The organism is Streptomyces sp. NPDC048392 (genome assembly GCF_043200575.1).
In the GTDB taxonomy this organism is placed as follows: domain Bacteria; phylum Actinomycetota; class Actinomycetes; order Streptomycetales; family Streptomycetaceae; genus Streptomyces.
Map to the genome: position 1 here is coordinate 288291 of NZ_JBICYB010000003.1, position 20367 is coordinate 308657.

The window sequence follows — 20367 nt, forward strand, 5'->3', positions numbered from 1 at the left end:
AGGACAAAGGAGTCGCGGGTGTCCAGCTCCGACATCTTCATCGGCGAGACCATCGGTACCGCCATACTCATCCTGCTCGGCGGCGGTGTGTGTGCCGCCGTGACGCTCAAGGCCTCCAAGGCCCGCAACGCCGGCTGGCTCGCCATCGCCTTCGGGTGGGGCTTCGCCGTCATGACGGCCGTGTACATCGCGGGTCCGCTCTCCGGTGCCCACCTGAACCCGGCCGTGACCGTCGGCATCGCCGTCAAGGACGGTGAGTGGAGCAACGTCCCCACTTACTTCGCCGGACAGATGCTCGGCGCCATGATCGGCGCGGCCCTGATCTGGGTCGCCTACTACGGCCAGTTCCTCGCCCACCTCACCGACCACGAGATCGTCGGCGGGCCGGGCGCGCAGGACACCACGGCCAAGGCCGTCGAGGCCCAGGAGAAGGGCGCCGGCCCCGTGCTGGGCATCTTCTCCACCGGCCCGGAGGTCCGGAACGCGGTGCAGAACCTCTCCACCGAGATCATCGGCACTTTCGTCCTGGTTCTCGCCGTCCTCACCCAGGGTTTGAACGACGCGGGCAACGGCCTCGGCATCCTGGGCGGCCTGATCACCGCTCTGGTGGTCGTCTCGATCGGTCTGTCCCTCGGCGGTCCGACCGGCTACGCGATCAACCCGGCCCGTGACCTCGGCCCGCGCATCGTCCACGCCCTGTTGCCGCTGCCCAACAAGGGCGGCTCCGACTGGTCCTACGCGTGGGTGCCGATCGCCGGCCCGCTGATCGGCGGCGCGATCGCCGCAGGTGTCTACAACGTCGCGTTCGCCTGAGCGGGCCTCCGCCCGACCGTCATCGAGCCGCAGAGCACGCGCCGTACGCACCGGCCACCACACCACGGAAACCAGGAGCACACTGTGACCGACGCTCACACCGCAGGCCCCTTCATCGCCGCCATCGACCAGGGCACCACCTCCTCGCGCTGCATCGTCTTCGACCGCGACGGGCGCATCGTCTCCGTCGACCAGAAGGAGCACGAGCAGATCTTCCCCAAGCCGGGCTGGGTCGAGCACGACGCCACCGAGATCTGGACCAACGTCCAGGAGGTCGTCGCCGGGGCGGTCGAGAAGGCCGGCATCACCCGCGACGACATCAAGGCCATCGGCATCACCAACCAGCGCGAGACCACCCTCGTCTGGGACAGGAACACCGGTGAGCCCGTCCACAACGCCATCGTCTGGCAGGACACCCGCACCGACGCCCTGTGCCGCGAGCTGGGCCGCAACGTCGGCCAGGACCGCTTCCGCCGGGAGACCGGCCTCCCCCTCGCCTCCTACTTCGCCGGTCCCAAGGCCCGCTGGCTGCTTGACAACGTCGACGGTCTGCGCGAGCGCGCCGAGGCGGGCGACCTGCTTTTCGGTACCATGGACACCTGGGTCATCTGGAACCTGACGGGCGGGGTGAACGGCGGCAAGCACGTCACCGACGTCACCAACGCCTCCCGCACCATGTTGATGAACCTGCACACCATGCAGTGGGACGAGAAGATCGCCGAGTCCATCGGCGTGCCGACGCAGATGCTTCCCGAGATCCGCTCGTCCGCCGAGGTCTACGGCGAGATCACGGGCGGACGGCTGGGCGAGCTGCTCGGCGGCATCCCGGTCGCCTCCGCGCTCGGCGACCAGCAGGCGGCGCTGTTCGGCCAGACGTGCTTCTCCGAGGGCGAGACCAAGTCGACGTACGGCACCGGCACCTTCATGGTGATGAACACCGGTGACAAGCTGATCAACTCGTACTCGGGCCTGCTGACCACGGTCGGTTACAAGATCGGCGACCAGGACACGGTCTACGCCCTGGAGGGCTCGATCGCCGTCACCGGCTCGCTGGTGCAGTGGATGCGCGACCAGATGGGCCTGATCTCGACCGCGGCCGAGATCGAGACCCTCGCCCTGTCGGTGGAGGACAACGGCGGCGCCTACTTCGTGCCGGCCTTCTCCGGGCTGTTCGCCCCGTACTGGCGCGCCGACGCCCGCGGTGTGATCGCCGGTCTCACCCGGTACGTCACCAAGGCGCACCTCGCGCGCGCCGTCCTGGAGGCCACCGCCTGGCAGACGCGGGAGATCGCGGACGCCATGACGAAGGACTCCGGGGTGGAGCTGACCGCCCTCAAGGTCGACGGCGGCATGACCTCCAACAACCTGCTGATGCAGACCCTCGCCGACTTCGTGGACGCCCCCGTGGTGCGCCCGATGGTCGCCGAGACCACCTGCCTCGGCGCCGCCTACGCCGCCGGTCTCGCCGTCGGCTTCTGGAACAGCACCGACGACCTGCGCGCCAACTGGCGGCGGGCCGCCGAGTGGACCCCCCGCATGGACGCGGAGATCCGCGACCGTGAGTACAAGAGCTGGCTCAAGGCCGTCGAGCGGACCATGGGCTGGCTCGAGGACGAGGAGTAAGAACCACCATGACCACTCAGTCCACCCTGCAGTCCGTGCCTGCCCTGGGTACGCACCCGGCCTCCGGCTCCAACCCGAGCCGGGCCGAGACCCGGGAGCAGCTCTCCAAGGCGTCGTACGACCTTCTCGTGATCGGCGGCGGCATCCTGGGCATCTCCACCGCCTGGCACGCCGCGCAGTCCGGTCTCAGGGTGGCCGTGGTCGACGCCGGCGACTTCGCCGGTGCCACCTCCTCCGCCTCCTCCAAGCTGCTCCACGGCGGTCTGCGCTATCTGCAGACCGGCGCGGTGAAGCTGGTGGCGGAGAACCACTTCGAGCGCCGTGCGGTCTCCCGCCAGGTGGCACCCCACCTGGCGAACCCCCTCACCTTCTACCTCCCCGTGTACAAGGGCGGGCCGCACGGCGCGGCGAAGCTCGGGGCCGGTGTCTTCGCGTACTCGGCGCTGTCCGCCTTCGGCGACGGCGTCGGCCACCTGCTCTCCCCGGCCAAGGCCGCGCAGGACGTGCCGGAGCTGCGCACCGACAACCTCAAGGCCGTGGCCGTGTACGGCGACGACCAGATGAACGACGCCCGCATGGCGCTGATGACGGTCCGCGCGGCGGTCGAGTCCGGCGCGGTGGTCCTCAACCACGCCGAGGTCACCGGCCTGCGCTTCACCGGGGGCCGGGTGACCGGCGCCGAGCTGAAGGACCGCCTGACCGGCGACGAGTTCGGGGTGGACGCCCGCCTGGTGCTCAACGCCACCGGTCCCTGGGTGGACCACCTGCGCCGGATGGAGGACCCGGCCGCGGCCCCGTCCATCCGCCTGTCCAAGGGCGCGCACCTGGTGCTCAAGCGCACGGCGCCCTGGAAGGCGGCGCTGGCCACCCCGATCGACAAGTACCGGATCACCTTCGCCCTCCCCTGGGAGGACATGCTGCTGCTCGGCACGACCGACGAGGAGTTCGAGGGCGACCCGGCGGACGTCGCGGTCAACGACAGGGACACCACCCAGATACTCGACGAGGCCGCGTTCTCCATCCGCGACCAGCAGCTCGACCGGGACCTGATCACGTACTCCTTCGCGGGTCTGCGCGTGCTGCCCGGCGGTCCGGGCGACACCGCGAAGGCCAAGCGCGAGACGGTCGTCACCGAGGGCCGGGGCGGCATGCTGTCCGTCGCCGGCGGCAAGTGGACCACCTTCCGCCACATCGGCCGCACGGTCATGAAGAAGCTGGAGGCGCTGCCGGGCCACCCGCTGGGCGACGACTTCGAACCGATCGGGTCGCTGCCGAAGAAGCTGCCGCTGCCCGGCGTCGCCAACCCGCGCGCGGTCGCCCACCGGCTGTTGGTGGACGGCTCTGCGTCCGGCCCGCGCATGGCGGCGGACACCGCGAGGCACCTGGCCACGCACTACGGCTCACTCGCCTTCGACATCGCCCGGCTGGCGAACGAGAGCCCGGAGCTGGCGCAGCGCGTCCACCCGGACGCCCCGGAGATCTGGGCGCAGGTCGTGTGGGCGCGGGACCAGGAGTGGGCCGAGACGGCGGACGACGTGCTGCGCAGGCGTACGACGCTGACGATCCGCGGTCTGGCCACGGACGACGTCCGCGCGAAGGTCCAGGACGTGCTCGACAAGAAGTAGGGCCGGCGAGGCCCGGCCGGGGCCCGCGCGGCGTGGCGGCGGGCGCGGCGTGGCGGCGGGCGCGGCGTGGCGGCGGGCGGCGGTTCCGCGTCGGCGGAGCCGCCGCCCGCCGTGTGTGCGTTCGGTGCGGGCGACGCCTCGTATGTGGTGAGACATCGGATGTCCCGCGCACGGGTGAAGGACGGGGAGGCCGGGCGTGGCGGTCACCGACGAGGCGATCGAGAAGATCAAGGGCATGATCGTCTCCGGTGCGCTGCGGCCCGGGGACCGGCTGCCCAGGTAGGGCGGGCTCGCCGCCGGCCTCGGGCTGTCCCGCAACTCCCTGCGCGAGGCCGTGCGCGCCCTGTCGCTGATCCGGATCCTGGACGTGCGGCAGGGCGACGGCACGTACGTATCCAGCCTGGCTCCGCAACTGCTCGCCGAGGCCATCGGCTTCGTCGTCGACTTCCGCCGCGACGACACGGTACTGGAGTTCCTGGCCGTGCGCCGCGTCCTGGAGTCGGCGGCGACCGCGATGGCGGCCTCGCGGATCGCCGAGGCGGAGCTGGACGCGCTGGACGCCCGGTTGGCGGCGCTGAACGCCCGGTTGGCGGCGCTGGGCGCCCGGCCGTCGGTGGAGCAGTGGCTGCGTTCCGCCCTCTGACCCGGCCGCCGATCCGGCACCGGCCGCGGGTGTCCGGATGCCGGGGACGGGGCAGTGATCCGTTCACCGCCCCATGCAAGGGGCTGCGGGCGGCCCCTCGGCACGCCGTAAGGTTGGGGGGTACGCGAGGGCACGTCGGAAGGAGGCGCTGGGTGATCGAGCTCGAGGGGGTTCCCGAGCTGGTCGACCCGGTCATGGTGGCCGCGTTCGAGGGCTGGAACGATGCCGGTGACGCCGCCTCCGCCGCGGTCGCGCATCTCGACAAGGAGTGGAAGGGCGAGGTGTTCGCCGCGCTGGACGCCGAGGACTACTACGACTTCCAGGTCAACCGTCCCACGGTGTTCATGGAGGACGGCGTCCGCAAGGTCACCTGGCCGACGACCAGGCTGTCGGTGGTCCGGGTCGGCGGCGACAAACCGCGTGACCTCGTCCTCGTGCGCGGCATCGAACCGTCCATGCGCTGGCGCTCGTTCTGCAACGAACTGCTCGGTTTCGCCCATGAGCTGGGCGTCGAGCTGGTGGTCGTCCTGGGCGCCCTGCTGGGCGACACCCCGCACACCCGTCCGGTCCCGATCAGCGGGACCACGTCGGACGCCGACCTGGCCAGGCGCATGGACCTGGAGGAGACCAAGTACGAGGGGCCCACGGGCATCGTCGGCATCCTCCAGGAAGCGTGCGCGCACGCGGGCGTGCCGGCCGTGTCGCTGTGGGCGGCCGTGCCGCACTACGTGTCGCAGCCGCCGAACCCGAAGGCCACGCTGGCCCTGCTGAACCGGCTGGAGGACCTGATCGGGGTGCGGGTCCCGCTGGGCGAGCTTCCCGAGGACGCGCGTGCCTGGCAGGTGGGGGTGGACCAGCTGGCAGCCGAGGACACCGAGGTCGCCGAGTACGTGCAGTCGCTCGAGGAGGCCCGGGACACCGCGGAGCTGCCGGAGGCATCGGGCGAGGCGATCGCCCGCGAGTTCGAGCGGTATCTGCGGCGCCGGGACGGGGCCGGACCGGGCGGGCCGGGCGGACACGCCACGGCTGACGGCGGTGACGGACCGAGCGGTACGCCGTTCCTGCGGGACAACCCGAGTGGCCGCACCCGGCCGCCGCGGCCGCCGAAGCCGAGCGGGGACGACGAGGAGTCGTCGGAGGACTGAGACCGTCCCGACGCGGTGAGGGGCGCTTCCCCGGTGGAAGCGCCCCTCACCGCGTTCCGCGGCGCCGGTCGTGAGCGGACGCGGGCCGGGCGACGCGGGCCGACACCGTCCGGGTGCCTCCCCGCTCCCGGCGTCGCTCTTGCGGCTTCGCCCGGGCGGGAAGACCCCCATCGCCCGCCCGGCCTCCCGGGCGGCACGACTGCGCGCGGCCGGGACGGCACGGGTGGTGTTGTTCTACAGGGCCACGCCCAGGAGGGCGTCCACCGCCCGCGAGACGACACCGGGGGCACCGATGTCCGTGCCGCCGGTCTCCTGCTGGAGTGCCGCCCAGCGGTCGACCGCGTCGAGTGCGGCCGGGGAGCCCAGGTCGTTCGCGAGGGCCGCGCGGATCTCCTCGACGAGCGCCTCGGCGGAGGGGCCGTCGGGCCGGGAGACGGCCGCACGCCAGCGCTCCAGCCGGGCGAGGGCGTCCTGGAGCACCCGGTCGGTCCACTCCCAGTCCGAACGGTAGTGGTGGGCGAGCAGCGTGAGCCTGATGGCCGCCGGGTCGACACCCTCGCGGCGCAGCTGCGACACGAAGACCAGGTTGCCCTTGGACTTGGACATCTTCTCGCCGTCGAGACCGACCATGCCGGCGTGGACGTACGCCTTGGCCATCGGGAACTCGCCGGTGAGGGCCTGGGCGTGCGAGGCGCCCATCTCGTGGTGCGGGAAGGCGAGGTCGGAGCCGCCGCCCTGGACGTCGAATCCCATGCCGAGGTGGTCGAGGGCGATGGCCACGCACTCGATGTGCCAGCCGGGGCGCCCGCGGCCGAGCGAGCCGCCGTCCCACCTGGGCTCGCCCTCACGGGCGGCCATCCACAGCATCGGGTCGAGCGGGTTCTTCTTGCCGGGCCGGTCGGGGTCGCCGCCCCGCTCGGCGGAGAGCAGCCGCATCGCGGCGGCGTCGAGGTGGGAGACACTGCCGAAGTGGGGGTCCGACTCGACGGAGAAGTAGATGTCGCCCTCGAGCTCGTAGGCCGCCCCGGCGTCACGCAGCCGCTCGACGAGCGGGACGATGCCGGGTATGGCCTCGACTGCGCCTATGTAGTGCCGCGGCGGCAGCATCCGCAGCGCCGTCATGTCCTCGCGGAAGAGGGTGGTCTCCTTCTCGGCGAGGGCGGTCCAGTCGACGCCGTCGCGCACGGCCCGCTCGAGGAGCGGGTCGTCGACGTCGGTGACGTTCTGGACGTAGTGCACCTGCCGCTTGGTGTCGAGCCACACGCGCTGCACGAGGTCGAACGCGTTGTAGGTCGCCGCGTGCCCCATGTGGGTGGCGTCGTACGGGGTGATGCCGCAGACGTAGATACGGGCGACGGGACCGGGGTCGAGGGTGACGAGGCCGCCGGTCGCGGTGTCGTGGATCCTCAGGTCGCGGCCCTGACCAGGCAGGGCGGGGACCTCGGAAGCGGGCCAGGCATGCATGTCATGAGCCTAACCGGACGGATGTTCCGTACACGAACCGGACCGGTCCGGATGACCGGTAAGGCGCTCTTGCGCGAAACCGGCCGGTGTGATCAACGTCGGCGCGGCTGGGCGGCTGGGCGGCCGGGCGGCCGGGCGACTGGGCTGCCGGGCGACTGCGCGGCTGGGCGCGGCTAGACCGGCGGCCAGGGGATGGCCGGCCACTCGCCGCTCGGCTCCGGGTGGTTCCCGGAGGCCAGCAGGGCGTCGACCCGCGCGCGCGTGGCGTCGAGTTCGGCGGGGGTGATGAGCGCGCCGAGCCGGGTCGCCAGGGTGCCGCCGTCCTTGAGGGCCTCCCTGAGGGCGTCGAGCACCGCCAGGGCCTCCCCGGTGAACGGGTCGCCCGCCCAGCCCCACAGCAGGGTACGCAGCTTGTTCTCGGCGTTGAAGGTGACCCCGTGGTCGATGCCGTACAGCCGCTCCCCCGCCGCGGGCAGCAGGTGGCCGCCCTTCCGGTCGGCGTTGTTGATCACGGCGTCCAGCACGGCGAGCCGCCGCAGCCGTTCGTCGTCGGCGTGCACGAGCAGCGCCGTACGGCCCTCGCCCACCTCGGCGAGTGCGACGGCCTTCCAGCCGGGGCCGGGTTCCTCCTCGTCCACCAGGGCGAGCAGTTCCGTCTCCGGCACCGTCTCGATCCACAGCTGGACCATGCCCTCGCCGTACGGTCCGTCGCGCAGGACGGTGGGCGGGACCAGGCCCCAGCCGGTGGCCTCGGAGACCTCGTAGGCGGCGACCTCGCGCTGGGCGAGGGTGCCGTCGGGGAAGTCCCACAGGGGCCGCTCCCCGGCGACCGGCTTGTAGACGCAGGCCGCCTCGCGTCCCTCGTGCGTCACCGCGCAGTACAGCGCCGCGTTGGACGCGTCACGGATGCGTCCGCGCACGGTCAGCTCGCCCAGGGCGAGCAATTCGGCCGCCGCCGCGTCGGTGGTCACGCTCCGCGGCGGTATCCGTTCTGGCGCGGACATACGTGTCCTTCCGGGTCGAGCGGGAGGCTGCACAGCGGGCACGGCGGCCGACCGGCGTTGACGACGTCGAGGGCGCGCTTGGCGAAGGCCCTGGCCTGCGCGCCGGTGAGGCGGACCCGGAGCATCGGCGGGCCGTTCTCCTCGTCCTGCAGGAGCCGCTCCTCGGCCTCCGCGAGGTCCTCCTCCGACTCGGCGTCCAGCTCCACGAGGGCCTGCGCCTCGACGATCATGCGCTGGTCCTCGCCGTCCCAGGCCAGCGCCATGGTGCCGACCCGGAACTCCTCCTCGACGGGGGTGTTCAGCGGCGCCGTGTCAGCCGGTTCCGTGGGTGCCACGGCGGGGACGACGGTGCTGCCGCCGCTGCGCCGTACGACTTCGTCGAGAAGCTCGTCCATGCGCTCGGCGAGGGCGGCGACCTGGGTCTTCTCCAGGGCCACGCTGGTCACCCGGGAGCCGGCGATGGCCTGGAGGAAGAACGTACGGCGCCCGGGCAGCCCGACCGTGCCGGCCACGAAACGTTCCGGTTGGTCGTAGAGGAACACCTGACGGGACACGTCCTGTCTCCATGGGAGTCGGGGAAAGCGGAAGATCGGGGGCACTGCCGCGACCGGTTCACCCTACTGCGGCGGACGATCACGGTGCGCCCGCACCACCCCCGACCGGGGCCTCGTCGCCGGACGGCTCCTCCCGCGGGGCCAGGGAGGTGAAGTCACCGGTGTCGCCGAGGCGGACGAGGAACGGACGCAACCGGGTGTAGCGGATCGCGGTGACGGAACAGGGTTCGACGGAGATCCGCTGGAAGAGGTCGAGGTGAAGGCCCAGTGCCTCGGCGACGAGGGACTTGATGATGTCGCCGTGGGAGCACATGAGGTAGACGGCGTCGGCGCCGTGGTCGCGCTCCACGCGCGCGTTCCACTCGCGTACCGCCTCGGCGGCGCGGGTCTGCATGGCGCGCATCGACTCGCCGCCGGGGAAGGCCGCCTCGGAGGGGTGGGCCTGCACGACCTCCATCAGGGGCTCGTCCTTGAGTTCGGCGAGTTTGCGGCCGGACCAGTCACCGTAGTGGCACTCCCCGATCCGTTCGTCGGTGTGTGCCCGCAGTCCGGGCCGGGCGTCGAGCAGCGGCCGGATCGTCTCCTGGCAGCGCTGCAACGGGCTGGTGACGATCTCGGAGAGCGGCAGGCCGGAGATCCGCCCGGGCAGCGCGGCGGCCTGCTCGGCCCCGCGTGCGTCGAGGGAGACGCCGGGCGTCCAGCCGGCGAGCAGCCCCTCGGTGTTGGCGGTGGAACGTCCGTGCCTAACCAGGATCAGCGTGGGCATGCGGCCAGGGTAGGCGTACGGCGCGGTACAGGGGCGCCGGAGCGAGGGGAGAATGGGTTCGGTGATCGTCGACTGCGCCATCTACCGGGACGGGCACCGCGCGGACGGGCCGGAGGACCTCTCCGACGCGCTGGGCGAGGCGCGGACGGCGGGGGGCTTCGTCTGGATCGGGCTGCACGAGCCGACGGAGGCCGAGTTCGACCTGGTCAGCCAGGAGTTCGGGCTGCACCCGCTGGCGGTGGAGGACGCGCTCAAGGCGCATCAGCGGCCCAAGCTGGAGGTGTACGACGACTCGCTCTTCGCCGTCCTCAAGCCGGTGGTGTACGAGCCGGACAGCGACGCCGTCTCCACCGGCGAACTCATGATCTTCCTGGGCGACGCCTTCGCGGTCGTCGTCCGGCACGGCGAGGGCTCCCCGCTCAAGGCCGTACGGCGGCGTCTGGAGCACGAGCCGGAACTGCTCGGCAAGGGTCCCACCGCGGTGCTGTACGCGCTCGCGGACGCCGCCGTCGACCACTACCTGGACGTGGCGGTCGAGCTCCAGACCGACCTGGAGGAACTGGAGGCCGAGGTCTTCTCGCCGGACGGCGGCGGCTCCCGGCACACCGCCTCCCGCATCTACACCTTCAAGCGGCAGGTGCTGGAGTTCCGCCGGGCGACCGGCCCGCTCGCGCCGCCGCTGGCCCGGCTGGCCGGGACGGAGGCGTACGGCGGCGGAGTGCCGTTCGTGGACGACAGGGCGCGGCCGTTCTTCCGGGACGTGAACGACCACCTCACGCGCGTGAACGAGTCGGTGGAGAGCCTGGACCGGCTGGTCTCGGACATCTTGTCGGCGCACTTGGCGCAGACGAGCGTCCGGCAGAACGACGACATGCGGAAGATCTCCGCGTGGGCGGCCATGGCCGCGGTTCCCACGATGCTCGCGGGGATCTACGGCATGAACTTCGACCACATGCCGGAGCTGCACTGGGTGTGGGGCTACCCGGCGGTGATCGCGCTGATGGCCGTCCTGGAGGTGCTGCTGTACCGGCAGTTCCGACGCCGGGGCTGGCTGTAGGGGCGAGCGCCGGGGAGCGGGGAGTCAGGCGACCTCGGAGGCCGGGGCGGCGGGCCCGCCGAGCGCGTCGCGCCGTGCGGGCGCCCGCAGCGTCACCATGCGGCGCCAGCCGGCCAGCCGCTCCCCCGCGTACGTCGCGTGGATGCCCGCCGCGAGCAGCAGCGACCTGGCGCGTGACCAGCCGAGGAGGCGTCCCACGCGGGCCATCACGGCGAGGCTGACGTCCCGGTGGACGCGGATCTCGGCGAGCGCGCACTCACGCAGCGTCCGGCGGATGTACGGACCGTGCCCGGCGGCGGCGTAGCGCAGCAGCTCCTCGTGGGAGTAGGCGAGGTGGTTGTCCTCGTCGGCGGAGATCATCCGGACCGCCCGGCCCAGGTCCGGGTGGTCCCCGAAGTACTTGAGGAGCATCGCCATCTGCTCGGCCGCGCGCTGCTCGGTGACCCTGCTGTGCGCGAGGTACGTGATGACGTCCGGCACCGTGAGGGGCCGGTCGGCCTTGAGCTTCTCGTGGGCGAGGCCGATGCCGTGCCGCTCCAGGAGCATCGTGTAGTCGGTCTCGGGCGGTACCTCGACGGGTTCGAGACCGCGCTTCTTCAGCAGCGCGTTGAAGATCCGGCCGTGCTTCTCCTCGTCCGCGCCGTGCCGGGTGATCCTGGGAGCGAGGGCGCGTTCGCTCTCCGGCACCAGCGCGGCGATGCGCGCGTTCTCCCAGCCGCCCTGGGACTCGCCGCTGGCCGCGACGGAGCAGAAGAGACGGAACGACTCGTCGTTGTCGAGGATCTCCTGGAAAAGGCCTTTGGCCGAAAGCATCGGGGCACCTCTCTGCCGCTGCGTGGCTCCGCACACTCCGCGAAGCACGAGTCAAATGCGGAAAGGGGAGCGCGGCAACATGTGCGGCGGACGACTGCGCCGAAAGAAGGACGGCGGAGGACAGGAGGAGGCGTAACCCCGCGCGCGTGGACGCGTTGTTCCTCGTGACGGCCGTGGCGGGGAAGACTCCCGAGCCCCCACCACGGCCGCAGAACTCGCCGGTGGCGCTACGCCAGTCCGGCGCGCTCCAGGGCCTCGGTGCCGGCGCGGAGGGCGGCGAGCCGCTCGTCCAGGGTGAAGCCCGCGGGGGCGAGGGTGAGGGTGGTGACACCGGCCGCGGCGTAGGCCTTCATCCGGTCCGCGATGCGGTCGACGGAGCCGAGCAGCGTCGTCCGGTCGATCAGCTCGTGCGGTACGGCCCCGGCGGCGCCCTGCTTGTCGCCGGACAGGTACTTGTCCTGGATCTCGGCGGCCTCCCGCTCGTAGCCCATGCGCTGGGCGAGCTGGTTGTAGAAGTTCTGCTTGCGGCTGCCCATGCCGCCGACGTACAGCGCTGTGTAGGGGCGGAAGGTGTCGGCGAGGGCGGGGACGTCCTTGTCGTCGCCGAGGGCCAGCGGCAGGGTCGGGCAGATGTCGAACCCGTCGAGGGTCCTGCCGGCCTTCTCGCGCCCGGCGCGCAGGTGCTTGACCGCGGTCTCCTCCAGGTGGTCGGCGGAGGGGAAGATGAGCAGGGCGCCGTCGGCGATCTCGCCGGTCTGCTCCAGGTTCTTCGGGCCGATCGCCGCGATGTACAGCGGGATGTGCTCGCGCTGCGGGTGCACGGTCAGCTTGATGGGCTTACCGGGGCCGCCGGGCAGCGGAAGCGTCCAGTGCCGCCCCTCGAAGGACAGCCGTTCCCTGGTCATCGCCTTGCGCACGATCTCGACGTACTCACGGGTGCGGGCCAGCGGCTTGTCGAACTTGACGCCGTACCAGCCCTCGGAGACCTGCGGTCCCGACACGCCGAGGCCGAGGCGGAAGCGGCCCTTGGACAGGGAGTCCAGGGTGGCGGCCGTCATCGCCGTCATCGCGGGCTGGCGGGCCGGGATCTGGAAGATGGCCGAGCCCACGTCGATGCGCTCGGTCTGGGCGGCGACCCAGGTGAGCACGGTGGCCGCGTCGGAGCCGTAGGCCTCGGCGGCCCAGCACACGGCGTATCCGAGCCGGTCGGCCTCCTGGGCGACGGCCAGATTGTCCGCGTCCATTCCGGCACCCCAGTAGCCGAGGTTGATCCCGAGCTGCATGGCCGATTCCCCTTACCGATCAGTAACGTGGCTGGTGCCCCGACCTTAGCGCGCCGGATTCGGTTGTCCACAGGCCCCCACAGCGCAAGCCGTGGCCAGTAATGTCGGCGTTCATGGAGCAGAGGCATCTCGGCCGCACCGGCCTGCGCGTGTCCCGCATCGGTCTCGGCACCCTGACCTGGGGCCGGGACACGGACGAGCATGACGCCGCGGACCTCTTGAAAACCTTCTGGGAAGCGGGCGGAACCCTCATCGACACCGCGGACGTCTACGGCGACGGTGAGTCGGAGTATCTGCTCGGGCGTCTCATGGAGGGCCTGGTGCCGCGCCGGGACCTGGTGATCTCGACCAAGGCGGGCAGCGTGCCCGATCCCGACCGCCGCTTCGACGGTTCGCGCGCCCACCTGCTCTCGGCGCTGGACGCCTCCCTGGCCCGCCTGGGCACGGACCACGTCGACGTGTGGCACCTGCACGCCTTCGACCCGCACACGCCGCTCGAGGAGACGCTGCACGCCCTCGACGTGGCGGTGAGCAGCGGCCGGGCGCGCTACGCGGGGGTCTCCAACTTCTGCGGCTGGCAGCTGGCCAAGGCGGCGACCTGGCAGCTGGCGGCGCCGGGCGTCCGGAACCGGGTGGCGAGCGCCCAGATGGAGTACTCGCTGCTCCAGCGGGGCATCGAGCGTGAGGTGCTGCCGGCCGCCCTGGACCTCGGTGTCGGTCTGCTGCCCTCGTCCCCGCTGGGCCGCGGGGTGCTCACGGGCAAGTACCGCAAGGACGCGACGCCGCCGGACTCGCGGGGCGCCTCGGATCAACTGGCCCCGTTCGTCGAGCCCTACCTCGACGAGACGGCCGGGCACGTCGTGGACGCGGTCGCGACGGCGGCGGACGGACTCGCGGTGACCCCGCTGCAGGTCGCCCTGGCCTGGGTCCGCGACCGGCCCGGGGTGGTCGCCCCGATCATCGGTCCGCGCAACGCGCAGCAGCTCACGGCCGCGTTGTCAGTGGAGACCCTTAGTCTGCCTGACGAGATCTGCCGGGCGCTCGACGACGTGTCGGCGCCCCTGCACCGCTATCCCGATCACGACTGGAGCACGCTGTGAGCACGGAGCCCGAGCCCGCCTCCGAGGACACCACGGACACCGTGGACACCGGGCCGGACACCCCGGGAGCCCCGGGCACCGCTGACGGGTCCGCGCCGGACGTCGCGGTTCGGCCGCCCGGGACGGGGCCCGGAGCCGCCGGGGACACCTCCGACGCGGCGACGGGCGACCCCGCCGGGGACGGGGCGGTCGGCGGGCAGCCGGGCGGAGCTGCCGGGGACGGGGAGGAGGCGGCCGGGGACGGGGAGGAGGCGGCCGGGGACGGGGAGGAGGCGGCCGCACAGGTGTCCGAGGTCGAGGCCGAGCTGACCGCTCAGCGGATCGAGCGGGAGCGGATCGAGCGGCGGAAGGCCGAGAGGCAGGGGCCGATCGACGCGGGAACCAAGCTCAGTGGCACGGCGGCCGATCTGCTCGCCGCGGTACGGGCCGTGGAGAGCGGTGAGAAGCCGGCGGCCACGGTCTTCGGCGCCCCCGAGCCCGCGCGCCGTCCCGCCCCGGAGCCGGTACGACAGCCCCGGCCGGCGCCCGCCGAGACGGTTGCCGCCCCCGCCGGAGCCGCGGGACCGGCGCCGGAGACGGTGCGGACGGTGCGGCGGGTGCTGGCCGAGGGCGGCGCCCCGGAAGCGCTCGCGCCGCAGACCGCCGCGCTCCTCGGCGAGGGCGCGGAGGACGCGCTGCGCGCGGACCCCTGGCAGTTGCTCCGGGTCGGCGGCGTGCGGCCGGAGCAGGCCGACGGTTTCGCCCGCGCGCTGCTCGGCGCGGAGTGCGGCCCGGACGACGAGCGTCGCGGCCGTGCCGTCACCGTGTGGCTCCTGGAGCAGGCGGCCCTGGCCGGGCACACGGCGCTGGAGCTGCCGCGGCTCACGGCCACGCTGGCCCAGCGGGGCGTGCCGGATCCCGACGCCGCCGTACAGAGCACGCTCGCCGAGGGGGAGGCACTGGCCTTCCAGGACGCCCTGGAGGAGACCGGCGCCCGCCCGGAGCGAGCGGCGGGCGGTGCGGAGGGGACGGAGGGGGACGGCGAGGAGACCGCGGAGCGCCCGGTCCGGGTACTGATCGGTCTGGAGCGGTACGCGCTCGCCGAGGAGAGCCTCGCCGACGGACTGGCCCGGCTGGTCAACTCGGCGCCCAAGCAGGACGGTTCCGCCGCGGACTGGGAGCAGGCCGCCGCCTCCGCGCAGGGCTCCGCGGCCGAACTGATCCGCGCCGTCGCGGCCCACGGGCTGGTCCTGCACACCGGCGGCGAGGCGTCCCTGGCCGAGCCCGCCGCCCTGCTGCACGCGGCGCACGCCCTGGGGCTGCGTGTCTGGGCCGCCGCGCCCGGACCGCTCGGCCGCGACCGCTTCGCGGCCCTGCTTGAGGCACCGTCCCCCTCGGGACCGGCCGCCCCCGCCGCCGTCACCGTGGCGGGACTGCTGACCGGCGCCGAGGGACCGGGGCGGGACACCGACGGTGCGCTGGACCTCGATCTGCTCGTCGTGCTCGACGCGCCGCAGCTCGACGTCGAGTCGGGCGCGCTGCTGGCGGAGTCGCTGCCGGACGGGGCCCGGCTGGTGCTGGCCGGGGATCCGGCGGTGCTCTGGTCCGTGGGACCCGGGCGGGTCTTCGCGGATCTGCTGGCGGCGCGGGTCTGCCCCCAGATCGCCTCGCGGCGCCCGGACCCGGGCCCGCTCGGCGAGCTGGTCTCCGGCATCGGCATCGGTGAGCTGGGCCAGGTGGAGGCGCCCGGCAAGGAGGTCGTGATCGTGCCGGTGCGGGACGCGGGCGAGGCCGTGCACCGCACCGTCCAGCTCGTCGCGGACTCGGTGCCGCGCGCGATCGGTGTCCCGGCCGAGGAAACCCAGGTGATCACGCCGGGCCACGGCGGTGCCGCGGGGACGCGGGCACTCAACGCGGCGCTGAAGGAGCGGCTGAACCCGGGCCCGGGCCGCTTCGGCGGCTTCGACCCCGGCGACCGGGTCGCCTACTCCCCCGCGCCGGGCCGTACGCTGCCCGGCCGGGTGGTGCGGGCCGACGCCGACGGGCTGCACCTGGCGTGCGCGGGCGAGACCGTGCGCGTGCCCCGGGACCGGGTGGAAGGGTGCGTGAGGCACGGGTGGGCGCTGACCGCCCACCAGGCGCTCGGCGGCCGGTGGCCGGCGGTGGTCGTGGTCCTGCCCGGCGATGCCGCGCAGGCCCTCAGCCGCCCCTGGGTCTACACGGCGTTCGGCCGGGCCGCCCGGCACCTGTCCGTGGTCCACGGCGTGGAGCAGGCGCTCCCCCGCGCCGTGGCGGAGATTCCGGCCAAGCCGCGCACGACCCGGCTGCCGAGACTCCTCACGCCACAGGTCCCCGCCGCCACGGGCTGACTCCGGGCATCCACCGACCAGTCACCCCGCCGGGTCGTCCCGGGCCGGCACGGCGAGCGGAGCGGCCTTGCCCCGCGCCGTGCCCAGGCCCCCGGCCCCACCCCGCACGACCCGGCCGCCCCTACCGCTCACACCACACATACCGACCACCCGCCGACCCCGGGCGTCCGCCCTCCCGTCCCTGACAGACAGGGCGGCGGCGGTCACCAGGGCCTCCCCCGTAACCGTCGCCGCCATGCCGACGGGTCGGCGGGCCGTGGCTCGCGCCGTTCAGCGATCCGCCTCCTGGCGCGTGGGCTCGCCGTCCTCGTCCAGGTCCGTGTCGAGGTCCTCGTCCAGCTCCGCCATGCCGCCGTGGCCGCCCACGCCGCCATCGTCGTCATCGTCGTCATCGTCGTCGATGCCGTCGTCGTACTCTTCGTCGAAGACCGCGCTGACGTCGAAGCGGCAGACGACCCGCTGCGGGTCGACCTGTTCGAACGGGGCCTCCAGCCACTCGCCGGGCTCGGCGGTCTCGTCCGCGGCCGTCACCCAGAGCGTCGAGTCGCCCTCTTCCAGGCCGAACTCCTTGTGCCGCGAGGCGATCTCGTCGGGCTCGAACTCGCCGAACAGAAGGCCGAGAGCCCCGTGGACCGTGCCCGAGACCTCCACGACCGGCCCCGCCTCGTCCGCCGCCTCTACCCGCCGTGCCTGGGCCATCAGCCGCTGCGGCTCGGCCACGGCGTAGTCGCGGCGGATCAGGACACTGAGCGCACCGGGCTCCTCGGGGCCCGTGTACGGCGGCAGCGTGTCCTCGGCGCCGGGGATCTCGAAGGGAGTGACCTCGTCGTACCGGTCGTAGAGCAGTTCGTCGTACACCTCCGCGGCCGCGGCCAGCTCGTTGAACGCGTCGTAGACGGCCGGGTCGTCCTCGCCCGATCGGCGTTCGACCGCGGCAAGGTGGCGGTCGAGCGCGGTCTTGACCGCCTCGGCGGCGGCGCGTACCTCGGCAGCGGTGGGCTGCGCAGCATCAGACATAGTGCAGACGCTATCCGTACCGGGCCCCAGCCCGCACAATAGATTCGATGCCGGAATACGAATTTGTCGATGTGTACCTACCTCGCGGGGTCACCCGCAAGGAGGCGACGCGTCAGCTCACGGACCATGCCGAGTACGGACACTGGGAGTTGTACCGCCTGACCCTGCTGCGCGACGGCAGCCGCAAGGTGCGGTTGCGGCGGCGGATCATCCGCCAGGTGCGCGCCACCTGGTGATCCGTGATCACGCCCAGCGGGGCGCGGGTGACGGATACGGAGCGGGCCCCGCCGGTGCGGAGCCCGCTGCGTGTGCCGATGTGCCGCTCTCACGCCGAGGCGCGCGCCCTGCGGTAGAGCACCGTGCCCGCGAGCAGCGCGCCGGCGCCCACCGGCAGGGCGAGGCCCAGCGGCAGGTGGCTGCCGGTCTCGGCGAGCGCCGCGTCGCCGCGGGGCTGGGTGACGGTCTGGGCGCCCGGCTGGTTGCCGTCCGTGGAGCCGCCGCCCGGCGTCTCGTCGCCCGGGCCGGACGGCTTCTCCGGGGTGCCGGGGTTGCCGGGCTCGTCCGGGGTCCCGGGCTCATCCGGGTTGCCGGGCTCGTCCGGGTTCCCGGGGTTGCCCGGCTCGTCCGGGTGCCCGGGAGGCGTCTCGTGGTCGCCGGGCGGCGTGGAGTGGTTCCCGCCGCCGCCCCCGTTGGCGCAGTCGTTGCCGGTGGCCGGGTTGAGGGCACCGACGACGTCGACGCTGTTGCCGCACACGTTCACCGGCACGTCCACCGGCACCTCGACGTGATTGCCTGAGGCGACGCCCGGCGAGTCCGTGGCGTGACCGCCGGCGTGCGAGCCGCCGTGCGAACCGCCCCGGCTCCCGGAGTCGCCGTACCCGCCGGAGTCGCCGTGTCCCCCGGAGGCACCGCCGCCCTGGTTGGCGCACGCGTTGCCCATCGCCGGGTTGAGGACGCCGACCACGTCCACCGTGTTGCCGCAGACGTTCACCGGCACGTGCACCGGGGCCTGCACCGTGTTGCCGGACAGTACGCCGGGCGAATCCGAACTCGAGCCGTACGCACCCGAGTCCGCGTGAGCCGTACCGCCCACGGCGGCGATCACGCCGGTGGCCGCCGCCATCGTCATCAGGCCCTTGCGGGTGACCTGTCGCATTTCCTGAATCCCTGCCTTGTCCTGGTCCCGTGGTGCCGAGAATGCCGGGCATCCCGGCGTTGCCGTCGTTCCCCCGCCTCGGAGGTCCCTCGAAAGGCCGTCGGCCCCGGAGCGCATGGCGTGCACTCCGGGGCCGGCGGACTCAGTTCCTCACGGGGCGAGGCACAACGTCACTTGTTGATGCAGACGTTGCCGAAGGCGGGGTTCAGCAGACCGATCACGGAGATCGTGTTGCCGCAGACGTTCACCGGCACGTGCACGGGAACCTGAACGACGTTGCCGGAAAGGACGCCGGGCGAGTGCACGGCGGCACCCTGCGCACCGGCGTCGGCGACGGCCATGCCCGCGCCCGCGAGAACCAGACCACCGGTGGCAGCCGCAGCGGCGACGACCTTCTTGAGCATTGTTCCTCCTAGTTGGCAAACGCGATCCCAAAGTGCCGATCGCATTACCTGTAACGAGGAGGGAGTAATGAGGCTACGAGCTTATGAGCGCATTCACTCTTCCCGGTCGCCTCCCGCACACGCGGTCGAATACCGTCGTGTGCGGAAGTCTCGTTTCTCCGGGCGAATCAGGACGCGTCGATGAAGCGGTCGAGCACGCGTACGCCGAACTGCAGGCCCTCCACCGGCACCCGCTCGTCGACGCCGTGGAACATGCCCGCGAAGTCCAGCTCCGGCGGCAGCTTGAGCGGCGCGAAGCCGAAGCCCCGGATGCCGAGGTCGTCGAAGGACTTGGCGTCCGTGCCGCCGGAGAGCATGTAGGGGATGGCCTTCGCGGCCGGGTCCTCGGCCACCAGCGCGGACTGCATCGCGTCGACCAGCGCACCGTCGAAGGTGGTCTCGACCGCCTTGTCGGCGTGCACGTCCTCGCGCCGGACCTTCGGTCCGAGGATCCGGTCGAGGTCGGCGAGGAACTCCTCCTCGTAGCCGGGCAGGAAGCGCCCGTCGACGTGGGCGGTGGCCTCGCCGGGGATGACGTTGACCTTGTAACCCGCGCCCAGCTGGGTCGGGTTGGCGGTGTTGCTCAGGGTGGCGCCGATGAGTTTGGCGATGCCGCCGAGCTTGGCGAGCGTCCCCTCCATGTTCTCCGGGTCCAGCTCGGTGCCGAGCGCGTCGCCCAGTTCGTCGAGGAAGGCCCGGGTCGTCTTGGTGACGCGGACGGGGAACTCGTGCCGGCCGAGGCGCGCGACGGCCTCCGAGAGCTCGGTGATGGCGTTGTCGCGGTGGATCATCGACCCGTGCCCCGCGGTGCCGGCCACGCTCAGCTTCATCCAGTGCATGCCCTTCTCGGCCGTCTGGATCAGGTACAGGCGGCGCTGCTCGCTCACGGTGAAGGAGAAGCCGCCCACCTCGCTGATCGCCTCGGTGACGCCGTCGAAGAGGTCGCGGTGGTTGTCGACCAGGTGCCGGGCGCCGTACGTGCCGCCGGCCTCCTCGTCGGCGAGGAACGCCAGCACGACGTCCCGCGGGGGCTTGCGCCCGCTGCGCAGCCGGTCGCGGACGACCGCGAGGGTCATCGCGTCCATGTCCTTCATGTCGACGGCGCCGCGCCCCCACACGCACCCGTCGGCGACCTCCCCGGAGAAGGGGTGGTGGGTCCAGTCGTCCGCGTTGGCCGGGACGACGTCGGTGTGGCCGTGGATGAGCAGCGCGGGCCGGGACGGGTCCTCGCCCTCGATCCGGGCCACCGTGGAGGCGCGTCCGGGGTGGGACTCGAAGATCTTCGGTTCGAGTCCCACCTCGGCGAGCTTCTCCGCGACGTACTCGGCGGCCTTGCGCTCGCCCGGCCCCGAGTGGTCGCCGTAGTTGCTGGTGTCGATCCGGATCAGCTCGCGGCAGAGGTCGACGACCTCGTCCTCGCCGGTGACGCTCCTGGCCGTGCCCGAGTCGCTCACGTGGTTCCTCCCGCTGTCACTGCCGATGTCAGTGCCGCCGTCACTGCCGGCGTCACTGC

At 72.7% G+C, this 20367-nt stretch carries 18 protein-coding genes and 1 pseudogene; 9 read left to right on the forward strand and 10 right to left on the reverse strand.

Annotated elements, in window-relative coordinates; translation table 11 throughout:
- Positions 1 to 18 precede the first annotated feature (18 nt).
- The 5 genes and pseudogenes from ACGFYH_RS07550 to parJ all read left to right on the forward strand — a co-directional run bounded on the left by ACGFYH_RS07550 (position 19) and on the right by parJ (position 5849).
- Complete coding sequence (locus ACGFYH_RS07550) at positions 19 to 813, forward strand: MIP/aquaporin family protein (protein ID WP_393802181.1); 795 nt, start codon at positions 19 to 21, stop codon at positions 811 to 813.
- A gap of 84 nt (positions 814 to 897) precedes the next feature.
- A complete protein-coding gene (gene glpK, locus ACGFYH_RS07555) occupies positions 898 to 2436 on the forward strand; it encodes a glycerol kinase GlpK (protein WP_393802182.1) in 1539 nt (512 codons plus the stop codon).
- A gap of 8 nt (positions 2437 to 2444) precedes the next feature.
- Positions 2445 to 4061, forward strand: coding sequence for an FAD-dependent oxidoreductase (locus ACGFYH_RS07560; protein WP_393802183.1), 1617 nt, complete (start codon positions 2445 to 2447; stop codon positions 4059 to 4061).
- Positions 4062 to 4257: 196 nt separating this feature from the next.
- Positions 4258 to 4683: pseudogene (locus ACGFYH_RS07565) on the forward strand (FadR/GntR family transcriptional regulator); the annotation flags it as partial.
- Between the two features lie 173 nt (positions 4684 to 4856).
- Positions 4857 to 5849, forward strand: coding sequence for a filament polymerization regulator ParJ (parJ, locus tag ACGFYH_RS07570; protein ID WP_393802184.1), 993 nt, complete (start codon positions 4857 to 4859; stop codon positions 5847 to 5849).
- Positions 5850 to 6083: 234 nt separating this feature from the next.
- Here the strand turns inward: parJ and mshC are convergent, their stop codons facing one another.
- The 4 genes from mshC to ACGFYH_RS07590 all read right to left on the reverse strand — a co-directional run bounded on the left by mshC (position 6084) and on the right by ACGFYH_RS07590 (position 9637).
- A complete protein-coding gene (gene mshC / locus ACGFYH_RS07575) occupies positions 6084 to 7313 on the reverse strand; it encodes a cysteine--1-D-myo-inosityl 2-amino-2-deoxy-alpha-D-glucopyranoside ligase (RefSeq protein ID WP_393802185.1) in 1230 nt (409 codons plus the stop codon).
- A 173-nt stretch (positions 7314 to 7486) separates the two neighbouring features.
- A complete protein-coding gene (locus tag ACGFYH_RS07580) occupies positions 7487 to 8317 on the reverse strand; it encodes an SCO1664 family protein (protein WP_393802186.1) in 831 nt (276 codons plus the stop codon).
- The gene (locus ACGFYH_RS07585) at positions 8281 to 8871 is read right to left on the reverse strand and encodes a DUF3090 domain-containing protein (protein WP_393802187.1); all 591 of its coding nucleotides are present in this window, start codon (positions 8869 to 8871) and stop codon (positions 8281 to 8283) included. The genes ACGFYH_RS07580 and ACGFYH_RS07585 overlap by 37 nt, the downstream gene beginning before the upstream one ends.
- 79 nt (positions 8872 to 8950) lie before the next feature.
- Positions 8951 to 9637: a histidine phosphatase family protein gene (locus ACGFYH_RS07590; protein ID WP_393802188.1), complete on the reverse strand. Its 687-nt coding sequence runs from the start codon at positions 9635 to 9637 to the stop codon at positions 8951 to 8953.
- Positions 9638 to 9698: 61 nt separating this feature from the next.
- Here ACGFYH_RS07590 and corA point away from each other — a divergent pair, with 61 nt between their 5' ends.
- Positions 9699 to 10694, forward strand: coding sequence for a magnesium/cobalt transporter CorA (gene corA, locus ACGFYH_RS07595; protein WP_393802311.1), 996 nt, complete (start codon positions 9699 to 9701; stop codon positions 10692 to 10694).
- Positions 10695 to 10718: 24 nt separating this feature from the next.
- Here the strand turns inward: corA and ACGFYH_RS07600 are convergent, their stop codons facing one another.
- On the reverse strand, positions 10719 to 11507 hold the full coding sequence (locus ACGFYH_RS07600) for a ferritin-like domain-containing protein (RefSeq protein WP_393802189.1): 789 nt from the start codon (positions 11505 to 11507) through the stop codon (positions 10719 to 10721).
- Between the two features lie 227 nt (positions 11508 to 11734).
- A complete protein-coding gene (locus tag ACGFYH_RS07605; RefSeq protein WP_393802190.1) occupies positions 11735 to 12790 on the reverse strand; it encodes an LLM class F420-dependent oxidoreductase in 1056 nt (351 codons plus the stop codon).
- A 113-nt stretch (positions 12791 to 12903) separates the two neighbouring features.
- Between ACGFYH_RS07605 and ACGFYH_RS07610 the strand changes: the two genes are divergently transcribed.
- Positions 12904 to 13890, forward strand: coding sequence for an aldo/keto reductase (locus ACGFYH_RS07610; protein ID WP_393802191.1), 987 nt, complete (start codon positions 12904 to 12906; stop codon positions 13888 to 13890).
- Positions 13887 to 16238 carry a helix-hairpin-helix domain-containing protein gene (locus ACGFYH_RS07615; RefSeq protein WP_393802192.1) on the forward strand — a complete coding sequence of 784 codons (2352 nt, stop codon included), beginning with the start codon at positions 13887 to 13889 and terminating at the stop codon, positions 16236 to 16238. The genes ACGFYH_RS07610 and ACGFYH_RS07615 overlap by 4 nt, the downstream gene beginning before the upstream one ends.
- A 270-nt stretch (positions 16239 to 16508) precedes the next feature.
- On the opposite strand, the gene ACGFYH_RS07620 is transcribed toward ACGFYH_RS07615, so the two are convergent.
- Positions 16509 to 17255 (reverse strand): hypothetical protein, encoded by a 747-nt coding sequence (locus tag ACGFYH_RS07620; protein WP_393802193.1) that lies wholly within the window; start codon positions 17253 to 17255, stop codon positions 16509 to 16511.
- Positions 17256 to 17302: 47 nt separating this feature from the next.
- Here ACGFYH_RS07620 and ACGFYH_RS07625 point away from each other — a divergent pair, with 47 nt between their 5' ends.
- Positions 17303 to 17491, forward strand: coding sequence for a DUF5703 family protein (locus ACGFYH_RS07625; RefSeq protein WP_007388288.1), 189 nt, complete (start codon positions 17303 to 17305; stop codon positions 17489 to 17491).
- Positions 17492 to 17580: 89 nt separating this feature from the next.
- Here the strand turns inward: ACGFYH_RS07625 and ACGFYH_RS07630 are convergent, their stop codons facing one another.
- From ACGFYH_RS07630 to ACGFYH_RS07640, 3 genes are all read right to left on the reverse strand, one after another.
- Positions 17581 to 18411, reverse strand: coding sequence for a chaplin family protein (locus ACGFYH_RS07630; RefSeq protein ID WP_393802194.1), 831 nt, complete (start codon positions 18409 to 18411; stop codon positions 17581 to 17583).
- A 170-nt stretch (positions 18412 to 18581) separates the two neighbouring features.
- Positions 18582 to 18815 carry a chaplin ChpH gene (chpH, locus tag ACGFYH_RS07635; RefSeq protein ID WP_393802195.1) on the reverse strand — a complete coding sequence of 78 codons (234 nt, stop codon included), beginning with the start codon at positions 18813 to 18815 and terminating at the stop codon, positions 18582 to 18584.
- A 167-nt stretch (positions 18816 to 18982) separates the two neighbouring features.
- Entirely contained in the window at positions 18983 to 20308 is a 1326-nt protein-coding gene (locus ACGFYH_RS07640) for a M20/M25/M40 family metallo-hydrolase (protein WP_393802196.1), read from the reverse strand.
- Between the last annotated feature and the right edge of the window lie 59 nt (positions 20309 to 20367).